The organism is Arthrobacter sp. D5-1 (assembly GCF_017357425.1).
GTDB lineage: Bacteria > Actinomycetota > Actinomycetes > Actinomycetales > Micrococcaceae > Arthrobacter.
Map to the genome: position 1 here is coordinate 2,732,343 of NZ_CP014571.1, position 12,706 is coordinate 2,745,048.

Here is a 12,706-nt window from a genome sequence, read left to right on the forward strand (position 1 = left end):
CCCCATGATGCTTCCCGCTCCTGCACTTCAGGAAAGCCGCCCCCGGCAGTCCGCGTCCATCGCGTGGTCGGCACTGGGCCTGGTGGTGTCGCTGCCGGTAGCGGGGCTGTCGATTTTCCGTGCCATCCCTGCTGAATGGCCCCTCGTTGTGGTGCAGTTGCTGTCCTTCACACCCTGGATGGTGCTGCCCGCGGCGCTTGCGCTGGTGCTTGCTGTGGTGGGGCGGCGGTGGTGGGTCATCCTCACGACGGCGGCGCTGTTGGCGGTTCAACTCTTCTGGCTGTTCCCTTTGGACAGCGGAAAAGCGGAAGCACTGCCGGCAGGGACGGCCACGGCTTCGCTGAAGGTGATGAGCCTCAACTCCGAGTATGGCGAGGCGGACGCGGCGACCATTGTGAGGCTGGTCCGTGAGAACGGTGTCCAGTTGCTGACGATCCAGGAACACACCCAACGGCTTGAAGACGCCCTCAGCTCAGCGGGCCTGGAGCACGTGCTGCCGAATCTCCTCAGCCAACCCAATGACGACGCGTCCGGCGGCGCGGTGTACTCCGTGTTCCCGCTGGAGGCCGTGGGGCTGCTCCCTGACACCCCGTTCCGGATGGACGTGACCCGGGTACAGGTCACGGATGCCGGTGCTGGTTCCACGGCGGCGCTGAACCTCACCAACGTCCATACCCTTCCACCGGTTGATGAGCGGATCGGGCAGTGGCGCAGCGATCTGGACAAGCTGTCCCGGCAGGCTTCCCGGCCCGGGAACCATCTGTTGGTGGGCGACTACAACGCAACGTACGATCACGCCGAGTTCCGTTCGTTGCTCGATAACGCCTTGGGTGGTCAGCAAACGGGCACGAAGCTCGTTGACGTCGGCATTGCTTCCGGTGGGCGGTTCTCCCCGACGTGGCCCATGGAGGGACAGCCGCTGCCGGGCATTGTCATCGACCACATGGTCACCTCGCCCCGGATCAGCAACAGCGGCTACGCGGTCCTCCACGTTCCGGGCACCGACCACGCCGCCATCCTGGCAACGCTCAGCATTCCGGCCGGTTAACTTTCCCTGCGGATCAGCTTGTGGTTGGCTGCCTGTGCCACAGGACGAACGACGATCTCGTCGAGGTTGATGTGATGCGGCAAGGAGACGGCGTACTTCACGACGTCCGCCACGTCCGCGGCCGTCAGGGGTTTCTCGACGCCGGCATACACCTTCGCGGCCGCGTCCTTGTCGCCCAGCCGGTTGAGGGCGAACTCCTCCGTTTGCACCAGTCCCGGAGCCACCTCGATGACCCGGATGTTGTTGCCCACCTCTTCCAGGCGCAAGGCGTTGGTCATGGCGTGCTGGGCAAACTTGGCGGCGTTGTAGCCGGCACCGCCCTCATACGCCGACAGGCCGGCAGTGGAGGTCAGGTTCAGGACCGTACCTTCGCCGTGGTCCCGCAACATGGGCAGGAACGCCCGGGTGATCTTCATGGTCCCCAACACGTTGACCTGGTACATCCATTCCCAATCCCCGGTGTCGGCGTTGGCGATGGTGTCCGCGCCACGTGCACCGCCGGCGATGTTGATGAGGGTGTCAGCACCTCCGGACGTGGTCACGGCCTCCAGCAAGGCGGCGACGTCGTCGTCGTTGGTGATGTCAGCAGGGAACGGCACAGCGCCGGTCTCAGCACCCAGGGCCTCGAGCCTGTCGGCCCTGCGCGCCACCGCGAATACCGTCCAACCCGAGGAAGCCAGGGCCCTCACGGTGGCTTCACCGATGCCGGTGCTTGCACCGGTCACCACGGCCGTCCTGTTTGTGCCGGAATTCTGTCCTGAGGGGGTGCTGTGCGCTGCCGAAGTCATGGCACCACCTTATCCGGGGGTGCGCAGTCATTCCCCGGCGGGCTGTAACGCCAGGCCATGAAACAATTGATCCATGGCTGAATCAACGCAGGGTACAGACACGCCCGCCACCAACCCCATCAACGTTCCCGACAAGCCGGCCCTTGAAGGCCTTGAGGCTGCCTTGACGCAGCGCTGGCTGGCTGAAGGAACCTATAAGTTCAACCCGGACACCACCCGGGAGCAGGTCTACTCGATCGACACTCCCCCGCCCACGGCATCCGGCTCGCTCCACGTGGGCCACATGTTCTCCTTTACCCAGACTGACGTCCAGGCCCGGTACATGCGAATGACCGGGAAAAACGTCTTCTACCCCATGGGCTGGGACGACAACGGCTTGCCCACCGAGCGCCGCGTCCAGAACTACTACGGTGTGCGTTGCGATCCGGCCATCCCCTATCAGGCCGACTACACGCCGCCCGCACAGCCGGCCAAGAACCAGCGCGACTTCGACGTCGTCTCGCGCCGGAACTTCATCGAACTGTGTGAGGAACTCGCCGTTGAGGACGAGAAGGTCTTCGAGAACCTGTTCCAGACCCTCGGCTTGTCCGTGGACTGGGACCTGACGTACCGCACCATTGACGACACTTCACGTGCGGTCTCCCAGCGCGCCTTCCTTACCAACCTCTCTGCCGGTGACGCCTACATGGCCGAAGCTCCCACGCTTTGGGATGTGACGTTCCGCACGGCTGTTGCACAGGCCGAACTTGAGGACCGCGAAGTTGCAGGCGCGTACTACCGCTACCCGTTCTTCACTGAAGACGGCGAAAAGATCTTCATCGAGACCACCCGCCCGGAACTGCTGGCTGCCTGCGCGGCCCTGGTGGCAAACCCCGACGACGAACGGTACCAGCCGCTGTTTGGCAAGACCGTGAAGTCCCCGCTGTTCGACGTCGAGCTTGAGGTCAAGGCCCACCCCCTCGCCAAGGCGGATAAGGGCTCCGGCATTGCCATGGTGTGTACTTTCGGCGACCTCACCGACGTCACCTGGTGGCGCGAACTGCAGTTGCCCACGCGTGCCATCATGGGCCGCGACGGCCGCATCATTGCCGACATCCCGGAATGGATCACCACCGAGGCAGGCAAGGAAGCCTACGCTGCGATCGCGGGCAAGACCGCTTTTTCCGCCAAGGAAGCCGTAGTTGAACTGCTCAAGGCAGCGGACCTGCTGGACGGCGAACCGAAGAAGATCACCCACCCGGTGAACTTCTTCGAAAAAGGCGACAAGCCCCTCGAGGTTGTCACGTCACGTCAGTGGTACATCCGCAACGGTGGCCGCGATGAGGAACGCCGCGAACGCCTGATCGGTCGAGGCCAGGAAATCACCTTCCACCCGGCCTTTATGCGCTCCCGCTACGAGAACTGGATCGCCGGCCTGAACGGTGACTGGCTGGTTTCCCGCCAGCGCTTCTTTGGCGTGCCCATCCCCGTCTGGTACCCGCTGGATGCCCAGGGCAACCCGGATTACGACAACCCCATCCTGCCCTCGGACGACATGCTGCCCGTGGATCCCGCTGCGGACGCTGCTCCCGGCTTCGACGAAGCGCAGCGTGACCAAGCCAATGGCTTCACAGGTGACGCCGACGTCCTGGATACCTGGGCCACGTCCTCTCTCACCCCGCAGATTGTGGGCGGCTGGAGCCGTGACGAGGACCTGTTCTCCAAGGTCTACCCCTTCGACCTCCGTCCGCAGGGCCACGACATCATCCGCACCTGGCTGTTCTCGTCGGCTGTCCGCGCTGATGCCCTGCAGAAGAATGCCCCGTGGAAGCATGCGGCCATCTCCGGCTGGATCCTGGACCCGGACCGCAAGAAGATGTCCAAGTCCAAGGGCAACGTTGTGGTGCCCACGGATGTGCTCAACGAGTACGGTTCCGACGCCGTCCGTTACTGGGCCGCCTCGGCCAAGCTTGGCGCAGACACTGCCTACGAAATAGCGCAGATGAAGATCGGCCGTCGCCTGGCCATCAAGCTGCTGAACGCCTCCAAGTTCGTGCTCAACCTTGGTGCCACCGAGAACTCCGTGGTCTCCGGTGACCTCTCGGTGCTGACCAACCCGCTGGACCGTGCGCTGCTCGCGCAACTGTCCGACGTCGTTGCCCAGTCCACCAAGGCGTTTGAGAACTACGACTACGCCCGCGCACTCCAGATCACCGAATCCTTCTTCTGGCAGTTCACGGACGATTACGTAGAGCTCATCAAGGACCGCGCCTATGGTGCCGCCGGCGAGACTGAGCAGGCCTCGGTCCTTGCTGCGCTGGCGACAACGCTGGACTCGCTCCTGCGTCTCTTCGCACCGTTCCTGCCCTTCGCCACCGAAGAGGTCTGGGGCTGGTGGCGCGCAGGGTCCGTCCACCGTGCAGAGTGGCCCGCCGCCTTGGAAATCACCGACGGCGACACCACCATGCTTGGCACAGTGGGCATTGCTCTCAGCGGTATCCGCAAAGCGAAGTCCGAGGCAAAGGTCAAGCAGCGCACAGAGGTGGTCTCTGCCTCGATCACGGCCTCGGAGGTTCTGGTGGCCCAACTGAAGGCCGGCCTGGGCGACTTGAAGGCAGCCGCCAACGCACAGGAAATCACGCTCCAGTCCGGTGAAGGCGAACTGACCGTCAGCGACGTTGTCCTGGCGCCTGCCGAGGAGACGTCCGCGTCCCAGTCGTAGTCCCGGAAGTCACTGCGCCCATTGATTCAGGGCAAAGGGGAAGCCCCATCAGCGTTTTGCCGTTGGTGGGGCTTCGACTTTTCGGCTGTCTGGTGATGTCTTGACAGTCTGGCGGAATCCTAGGAATTTCAGGTCTTCCTACCTCATCACTGGTAGCCTGCTTCCAACTTTGCCAAAGGCTGCGTTGGTTGCAATCACTGAATCTTTGGTTTCCGTGTCCCTCTTCTTTCGAAGTGGGTAAGAACCATTGTTGTCCCGCTGAATGCAATGCACAAGACCCCTGGAAGAACTACAAACCTGTAGTTCTCCTGCGCTCCGGGGGCTACCTGTGGCAGAGTATTGAGCATGCCGGAACTCCCCGAAGTGCACGGCCTGTGCATGTATCTGGACACCCAACTCAGTGGAGCCGTGCTCAACGAGGTCCGCATCAACTCCTTCTCCGCACTGAAGACTGCTGATCCTCCGTACAGCGTCCTGGAAGGCAGAACCGTTCAGGGTGTACAACGCCTCGGTAAGTTCGTGTGCGTTGATGTTGACGGCCTGTACTTTGTTTTCCATCTGGCCAAGGCCGGTTGGGTCCGCTACACCGAGCACCCTTCGTCTGCCGGACTGCGGATGGGCAAAAGCAACATCTCTGCAAGGCTCCTGCTGCACCGTCCTGCCGACGAAGCCCACATCGGCGTGGACCTCACGGAAGCCGGAACCAAGAAAAGCCTGGCCATCTATGTGGTGCGGGATCCCCAGGAAGTGCCGGGAATCGCCACCTTGGGACCGGAGCCCCTCAGCCCCGACTTCGACCTTGCCGCGTTGGCGTCGATCCTTGGATCCAGTTCCCAACAGATCAAGGGCTTGCTTCGGAGCCAGGGCGTCATTGCCGGCATAGGAAACGCGTACAGTGACGAAATCCTGCACGCAGCAAAAATCTCTCCTTTCGCCAGTGCCAAGTCCCTGGACCAGGCCACAGTGGCGCGGCTCTACGAGGCCATGCAGGAGATCCTGGTGGGAGCTGTCAACGCAGCGGCAGGCAAGCCGTCCAGCGAACTCAAGGACACCAAACGCAGCAACTTCCGAGTGCACGCGCGGACCGGACTTCCCTGTCCGGTATGCGGGGACGTAGTAAGGGAGGTGTCCTTTGCGGACACCTCCCTGCAATACTGTGCCACCTGCCAGACCAACGGAAAGATCCTTGCTGACCGACGGACATCCCGGTTCCTGAAGTAACCTGCTGGTTGAGGTTGGGAAGCCTCTTGGGTTCGGGAAACTAGTTGAATTCGGGGCTTTCGCTGCGGCTGCGCTTCAACTCGAAGAAGTGCGGGTAGCCGGCCAAGGTCACCGTGGCGTCCCAGATCTTACCGGCTTCTTCACCGCGGGGAATACGGGTCAGTACGGGACCGAAGAAAGCAGTCCCATTGAAGGCAACTACGGGAGTTCCAACATCCTGGCCTACCAATGAGATCCCCGCCTCGTGGCTCGAGCGCAGTTGGGCATCATACTCCTCCGAGTCAGCGAAGCGTGCCAGATCAGCCGGCAGGCCTACCTCGGCAAGGGCCTTCTGGATGACCGATGCCCGGTCCTTGTTGCCCTCGTGGTGGATCTGCTCTCCCATGGCGTCATACAGCGGCTTGACGTAGTTCGCGCCGTGAAGTTCCTGGGCGGCGATGATCACGCGGACAGGACCCCAGCTGTCATCCATCATTGCCCGGTAGTCGGCAGGAAGGTCCCGGCCCTCGTTGAGGACGGAGAGGCTCATCACGTGCCATTCAGTCTGGATGCCACGTACCTCCTCAACCTCACCAATCCAGCGCGACGTGATCCAGGCAAACGGGCAAACAGGATCAAACCAAAAATCGGCTTTGTTGACGGTCTGTTCGGGCGTGGACTTTTCGGGCATAGGGAACTCCTCGGAAAAGGTGGGATACGTGTGGCGGCAAGCGGTCCAACGGAACCGCTCCTTGCCTAGGCCAACAGGCTGCTAGGCCGACTTATTCCGGCGCTTGGCCACCACGTCGTGGGCAATCATGGTGGGCTGGGCTTTCTTCAAAACAACATCAGCTGTGATGACCACCGTGGCTATGTCGTCCCTGCTGGGGAGATCGAACATGACGGGCAGCAACACTTCTTCCATGATGGCCCGGAGTCCACGGGCACCAGTGCCGCGTTCGAGCGCTTGATCCGCGATGGAGTCCAGTGCGTCGTCTTCGAACTGCAAATCCACGCCGTCCAGCTGGAACATCTTCTGGTACTGCTTCACCAGCGCGTTCTTGGGGGTGGACAGAATCTGGATGAGGGCGGGCCGGTCCAGGTTGGAGACAGTGGTGATCACCGGGAGCCGGCCAATGAATTCCGGAATGAGGCCGAACTTCAGCAGGTCCTCCGGCATCACTTCGCCGTAGCTGTCCACGTTGTCCCGGGCCTCGTTCAGGGGTGAACCAAAGCCGATGCCCTTACGCCCGGACCGTGAACCAATAATGTCCTCAAGGCCCGCAAAAGCGCCGGCCACGATGAAGAGCACGTTGGTGGTGTCGATCTGGATGAATTCCTGATGCGGGTGTTTGCGGCCGCCTTGAGGGGGCACGGATGCAACGGTTCCCTCAAGAATCTTCAAGAGCGCCTGCTGCACACCTTCACCGGATACGTCACGGGTGATCGAAGGATTCTCACTCTTACGCGAGATCTTATCGATCTCGTCAATGTAGATGATGCCTTGCTCGGCCTTCTTCACGTCATAGTCCGCGGCCTGGATGAGCTTAAGCAGGATGTTCTCCACATCCTCGCCGACGTAGCCGGCCTCCGTCAGTGCAGTCGCATCGGCTACGGCAAAGGGAACATTGAGTCGACGGGCCAACGTCTGGGCGAGATAGGTCTTGCCACAGCCGGTGGGGCCGATCAGGAGGATGTTGGACTTTGCGATCTCCACGTCCTCGTGATGCGATCCCTCACCGAGGCTGCCGGTCTTGGGTGCATGGCCGGCCTGGATCCGCTTGTAGTGGTTGTAGACAGCCACTGCCAGCGACCGCTTGGCCGGTTCCTGGCCAATGACGTATTCCTGCAGGAAGTCGAAAATCTCACGGGGCTTGGGCAGTTCGAAACTGCCGAGATCGGAAACTTCAGCGAGTTCCTCTTCAATGATCTCGTTGCACAGCTCGATGCATTCATCACAGATGTAGACACCGGGCCCGGCTATCAGCTTCCGTACCTGCTTTTGGCTCTTTCCGCAGAAAGAACACTTCAGCAGATCCGTGCTCTCGCCAATCCGAGCCATGTGGGAATCCCTTCGTTGCATGCGGGTGATGCGGCTCCGCGCCGTACTCAAGTGTGCGGCCAAGCCGCGGTTGGCACCACCGTGACAAGATCCACTCTAGGTCACAATGAGCTGCTTGGGTGGAAACAGAACGCCGGTGCGGTCCATATTTCGTGAACCGCACCGGCGTCGAATTCCGTGTGCTACCGGGTGATTGCCTGCGGCTTGATCTTCCGGGAGTCAAGAACCTGATCGATCAGGCCGTAGCTCAAGGCATCAGCAGCAGTGAGGATCTTGTCACGCTCGATGTCGTTGTTCACCTGCTCGGACGTGCGGCCGGAGTGGTGTGCCAGCGTGTCCTCAAGCCAGGTACGCATGCGCATGACTTCCGCAGCCTGGATTTCGAGGTCCGAGGCCTGGCCACCCTGGCCACCGGAGAGAGCCGGCTGGTGGATCAGAACACGTGCGTTCGGGAGTGCCAGTCGCTTGCCCGGGGTACCGGCAGCGAGCAGGACTGCAGCTGCACTGGCAGCCTGGCCCAGGCATACCGTCTGGATTTCCGGACGGATGTACTGCATGGTGTCGTAGATGGCCGTCATGGCAGTGAACGAACCACCTGGCGAGTTGATGTACAAGGTGATGTCGCGGTCCGGGTCGGTTGACTCAAGGACCAGCAACTGGGCCATGATGTCATCGGCGGAGGCGTCGTCAACCTGGACACCGAGGAAGATGATGCGGTCCTCGAACAGCTTGGTGTACGGGTCCTGGCGCTTGAAGCCGTAAGGCGTGCGCTCCTCGAACTGGGGCAGGACGTAACGGCTGGACGGGAGATTACCGGCAGACCATCCGAAGTTGTAATTCATGTTCTTTACTCCTGGGGTTTCAGTGGTTCTTTGTGCCGGTTAGTTTTCGGAGTTCGGCTCTGCGCCCGACTGGTTGGCCGTTCCGCCACCACCGGCAACAGAACCGGCGTGCGCCGAGATCTTGTCGAAGAAGCCATATTCCAACGCCTCGGCGGCAGTGAACCACTTGTCGCGGTCATTGTCCTTGAGGATGGTCTCTACGGACTGACCGGTCTGCTCAGCCGTGAGTTCCGCCATGACCTTTTTCATGTGCAGGATCAGTTCAGCCTGGATCTTGATGTCCGAGGCCGTGCCGCCGATGCCGCCGGAAGGCTGGTGCATCAGGATGCGGGCGTTGGGCGTGGCGTAACGCTTGCCCTTGGTGCCGGACGACAGGAGGAACTGGCCCATCGAGGCAGCCAAACCCGTGGCGACGGTGACGACGTCGTTCGGAATGAACTGCATGGTGTCGTAGATGGCCATGCCGGCCGTCACGGACCCACCCGGGGAGTTGATGTACAAGTAGATGTCCTTCTCCGGGTCTTCGGCCGAGAGGAGGAGGAGCTGGGAGCAGATGGCGTTGGCATTCTCGTCACGGACTTCAGAGCCGAGCCAGATAATGCGCTCTTTCAGCAGGCGGTTGTAGATGTAGTTGTCCTGGGCTGCGGGATCGACAGTTGCCATCCGGGGAGCCTCTGATTGCTGTGACATAAGTACTTACCTCTCGCTGGTGCCAGTGACCTCACTGAACTTCACTACTTGGACACTAACCGTTTTCCGCGGTGATTTGTTCGCCGGAATCGCGCTGTTCGCTGACGGCGCACGTCTGCGTTCAGCACCAATGTTCAGCCTTAAAAGCAAACCGGCCCCGGATCAGAAGATCCGGGGCCGGTTGAAGTCGTTGACTAGAACTTCACTGCTGCGGGGTCGTCGCTTGCTGCAGCGTCGGCCTCGTCGGTTGCCTCGACTGCGGCGGCCTCTTCGGCTGCTGCTTCACCGGCAGGACGAACGAAGTCGGTGAGGTCAACCTTGTTGCCCTCGGAGTCGACAACCTCTGCCTGGCCGAGCACAACTGCCAGCGCCTTGCGGCGTCGGACCTCGGAAACCATCATGGGGACCTGGCCGCTCTGATCAATGATCTGGGCGAACTGGTTGGGGTCCATGCCGTACTGGCTTGCGGTGGTGACGATGTAGTCGATCAGCTCGTTCTGGCTGACATCCACTTCTTCCTTGTCCGCGATGGCGTCAAGGATGATCTCGTTCTGGAACGCACGCTCGGTGTTGGCCTTGACCTCGGCGCGGTGTTCCTCGGTGTCGTGGTCACCTTCGCCGTGGGCGTTCTCCGGGTTGAAGTGCGCTTCGATCTGCTCTTCGACCACGGAATCCGGAACCGGAACCTCTACGAGCTCAACGAGCTTGTCCAGGACCTTGTCGCGTGCCTCAACGCCCTGCTCCACAACCTTGGAGTCGGAAGCCTGCTTGGCGAGGTCCTCGCGGAGCTCGGCAAGGGTGTCGAACTCGGAGGCAAGCTGTGCAAAGTCATCGTTGGCCTCGGGGAGCTCGCGCTCCTTGACGGCCTTGACAACAACCTTCACCTGAGCGGACTCACCGGCGTGGTCGCCGCCCACCAACGTGGTGTCGAAGATTGCCTCTTCGTCGGCTGAAAGGCCGGTCACGGCTTCATCGAGGCCTTCGAGCATGGTGCCCGCGCCAACCTGGTAGGACAGGCCTGCCGCGGAATCGATCTCTTTGCCGTCAATGGTGGCGGTGATGTCGATGGTCAGGAAGTCATCGTTCTTGGCGGGGCGCTCAACGGACTTCAGCGTGCCGAAACGGCCACGCAGTTCGTCAAGGGACTTCTCGACGTCAGCTTCGGAGGATTCAGCGGCAGCCACCTCGACCTTGATGCCGGCGTAGTCCGGCAGCTCGATCTCGGGGCGGACATCGATTTCCACCTGGAACTTGAGTTCACCATCGGTGGAGGTGGGGTCGGGAACCTCGGTGATTTCAACCTCGGGACGGCTCAGGGGGCGAACGCCCGTTTCCTGAACTGCAGCCTGGTACCAGCCATTGAGGCCATCGTTGATGGCCGTCTCCAGGACGTAGCCGCGGCCAACGCGCTGGTCGATCAGCTTGGTGGGAACTTTGCCCTTGCGGAATCCGGGAACCTGGATCTGCGAAGCAACGGTCTTGTACGCGGCATCGATGCTCGGCTTCAGTTCCTCAAAGGGAACCTCAACGTTGAGCTTGACCCGCGTTGCGGTGAGGTTCTCGACAGCGCTCTTCACAGTCTAAGTACTCCTGATTTTGTGGGTATGGGGTTCTGTCGCGTCCCTGAGGCGGACACAAACACAGAGTCGGGGTGACAGGATTTGAACCTGCGACTTCCTGCTCCCAAAGCAGGCGCTCTAGCCAAGCTGAGCTACACCCCGAACGCACAGGACAGTCTACGGGCAAGCGAGCCAGGAATGCACATTTGACACCGCCGCCGGAATTAGGTTTAGTTGTACCCGGCTTGAACAGCCACCGGGAAGATGTCCTGAAAAAAGGAGATCCGTCCTGGGGACGTAGCTTAATGGTAAAGCCTCAGTCTTCCAAACTGATTACGCGGGTTCGATTCCCGTCGTCCCCTCCAAGGGAAAACGCCCCGATCCTCGGATCGGGGCGTTTTTTGTTGCTGCTACACCTGGCAGCCCGGACACCAGTACAGCTTGCGCGCACCGATTTCCGTCATGCCCACCGGCGTCCCGCAGGCCCGGCAGGGCATGCCGTCCCGCTTGTAGACAAAGTGGGCGTCGGCGTCGGGCGCTACGACACCGCCACCACTCCACAGCGCGGAAGGCGTCGTAACAATCCGTCCGTCACGAACACCGTCGGACATGGTGGCCACGGTGTCGTCCCACAGACGCCCTGCCGTTTCCTCGTCAAGGGAGCTGCCCGGCGTCCAGGGATCGACGGCTTGCCGGAACAGCACTTCCGCTCGATAAATATTGCCCACGCCGGCCAGGACGGACTGATCCATCAGCAACAGGGCCACCGCCGTTTTCCGGCGGCGCAGGCGGCGGATGAATTCCCCTCGGTCGCCGGGGTGGTTGTGCAACGGGTCCGGACCCAACCGTTCCATGACGACGGCAACTTCCGCCGCCGTAATGGCGGCACACGTCGTGGCGCCACGGAGGTCGGCCCAGCCATGGTCTGAAACGAGTCGGACACGGACGGCGCCCACCGGTGCAGGCGGGCCTGTGTACTCCGTTTCACCTAACGCCGCTTCGTCCTGTGCCGGCCCTGTTTCCCGCTCACCGATGCGTCGTGGCGCACCGATGCTGGAGGCACCCTTGAAGGAACTGTCCCCGCCGAAGTTCCACGCACCGTACAGGCCCAGATGGACGTGAAGGAAGAGATCGTGGTCAAACCTGAGGAACAACTGCTTCCCGTGGGCCCTCGACTCAACCATGGTGTGCCCGCTCAGCACCTGCGCGCCGTGGGTGAACCGACCCTGCGGGCTGGAAACGGCCAGGCGGCGGCCGCCAAAAACATCCTGGAATTGGCGGGCCAACCTATGGACCGAATGTCCTTCAGGCACTACTCGACGATTTCGCCGGTGGTTTCGTACACCGCGATTTTTCCGATCCGGCGGACATGGCGTTCATCGTTGCTGAACGGTTCCTCAAGGAAGGCTTCAATGAGCTCGGTAGCTTCTTCAACCGAGTGCTGGCGGCCTCCAACCGCGACGACGTTGGCGTCGTTGTGCTCCCGGGCCAGCTTTGCGGTGGAAAGGTTCCAGGCGAGCGCAGCGCGGACACCCTTGACCTTGTTGGCGGCAATTTGCTCACCATTTCCCGAACCACCCAAGACGATTCCCAGGGCGTGGATGCCGGCTTCCTGATCCGCCACGACAGCAACGCCGGCGTTGATGCAGAAAGAGGGGTAGTCGTCCAGGGCGTCGTACTCCTTGGGTCCGTGATCCACCACTTCATAGCCCTTGGCCGTGAGGTGGCTGACCAGGTGGGCACTCAGTTCCATGCCGGCATGGTCAGTAGCGATGTGGACGCGGGGTGTAGTCACAGGAAGTCCGTTCTTTCTGGC

At 61.5% G+C, this 12,706-nt stretch carries 11 protein-coding genes and 2 tRNA genes; 4 read left to right on the forward strand and 9 right to left on the reverse strand.

Going from position 1 to position 12,706, the window contains the following annotated elements:
- Positions 1 to 4 precede the first annotated feature (4 nt).
- Entirely contained in the window at positions 5 to 1,048 is a 1,044-nt protein-coding gene (locus tag AYX22_RS12410; RefSeq protein ID WP_207593738.1) for an endonuclease/exonuclease/phosphatase family protein, read from the forward strand.
- On the opposite strand, the gene AYX22_RS12415 is transcribed toward AYX22_RS12410, so the two are convergent.
- Complete coding sequence (locus tag AYX22_RS12415; RefSeq protein ID WP_207593739.1) at positions 1,045 to 1,836, reverse strand: SDR family oxidoreductase; 792 nt, start codon at positions 1,834 to 1,836, stop codon at positions 1,045 to 1,047. The genes AYX22_RS12410 and AYX22_RS12415 overlap by 4 nt on opposite strands.
- 73 nt (positions 1,837 to 1,909) lie before the next feature.
- On the opposite strand from AYX22_RS12415, the gene valS reads away from it, so the two are divergent.
- Entirely contained in the window at positions 1,910 to 4,537 is a 2,628-nt protein-coding gene (gene valS, locus AYX22_RS12420; protein WP_207593740.1) for a valine--tRNA ligase, read from the forward strand.
- A gap of 345 nt (positions 4,538 to 4,882) precedes the next feature.
- Positions 4,883 to 5,758, forward strand: a complete 876-nt coding sequence (locus AYX22_RS12425) for an Fpg/Nei family DNA glycosylase (RefSeq protein ID WP_207593741.1) — start codon at positions 4,883 to 4,885, stop codon at positions 5,756 to 5,758.
- A gap of 40 nt (positions 5,759 to 5,798) precedes the next feature.
- Here the strand turns inward: AYX22_RS12425 and AYX22_RS12430 are convergent, their stop codons facing one another.
- From AYX22_RS12430 to AYX22_RS12455, 6 genes are all read right to left on the reverse strand, one after another.
- A complete protein-coding gene (locus tag AYX22_RS12430) occupies positions 5,799 to 6,428 on the reverse strand; it encodes a DsbA family protein (protein ID WP_207593742.1) in 630 nt (209 codons plus the stop codon).
- A gap of 81 nt (positions 6,429 to 6,509) precedes the next feature.
- Positions 6,510 to 7,799, reverse strand: a complete 1,290-nt coding sequence (gene clpX / locus AYX22_RS12435) for an ATP-dependent Clp protease ATP-binding subunit ClpX (RefSeq protein WP_207593743.1) — start codon at positions 7,797 to 7,799, stop codon at positions 6,510 to 6,512.
- A gap of 182 nt (positions 7,800 to 7,981) precedes the next feature.
- Complete coding sequence (locus tag AYX22_RS12440; RefSeq protein WP_024816918.1) at positions 7,982 to 8,641, reverse strand: ATP-dependent Clp protease proteolytic subunit; 660 nt, start codon at positions 8,639 to 8,641, stop codon at positions 7,982 to 7,984.
- Positions 8,642 to 8,680: 39 nt separating this feature from the next.
- Positions 8,681 to 9,304 (reverse strand): ATP-dependent Clp protease proteolytic subunit, encoded by a 624-nt coding sequence (locus AYX22_RS12445; RefSeq protein ID WP_278251958.1) that lies wholly within the window; start codon positions 9,302 to 9,304, stop codon positions 8,681 to 8,683.
- A gap of 221 nt (positions 9,305 to 9,525) precedes the next feature.
- On the reverse strand, positions 9,526 to 10,908 hold the full coding sequence (gene tig, locus AYX22_RS12450) for a trigger factor (RefSeq protein ID WP_207593745.1): 1,383 nt from the start codon (positions 10,906 to 10,908) through the stop codon (positions 9,526 to 9,528).
- A gap of 69 nt (positions 10,909 to 10,977) precedes the next feature.
- A tRNA-Pro gene (locus tag AYX22_RS12455) sits at positions 10,978 to 11,052 on the reverse strand.
- 129 nt (positions 11,053 to 11,181) lie between these two features.
- On the opposite strand from AYX22_RS12455, the gene AYX22_RS12460 reads away from it, so the two are divergent.
- A tRNA-Gly gene (locus AYX22_RS12460) sits at positions 11,182 to 11,255 on the forward strand.
- Between the two features lie 45 nt (positions 11,256 to 11,300).
- On the opposite strand, the gene AYX22_RS12465 is transcribed toward AYX22_RS12460, so the two are convergent.
- Together AYX22_RS12465 and AYX22_RS12470 are read right to left on the reverse strand one after the other, a co-directional pair.
- Positions 11,301 to 12,203 carry a DNA-formamidopyrimidine glycosylase family protein gene (locus AYX22_RS12465; protein WP_207593746.1) on the reverse strand — a complete coding sequence of 301 codons (903 nt, stop codon included), beginning with the start codon at positions 12,201 to 12,203 and terminating at the stop codon, positions 11,301 to 11,303.
- The gene (locus tag AYX22_RS12470; RefSeq protein WP_242703631.1) at positions 12,203 to 12,643 is read right to left on the reverse strand and encodes a ribose-5-phosphate isomerase; all 441 of its coding nucleotides are present in this window, start codon (positions 12,641 to 12,643) and stop codon (positions 12,203 to 12,205) included. Before AYX22_RS12470 ends, AYX22_RS12465 begins: the two co-directional genes overlap by 1 nt.
- Between the last annotated feature and the right edge of the window lie 63 nt (positions 12,644 to 12,706).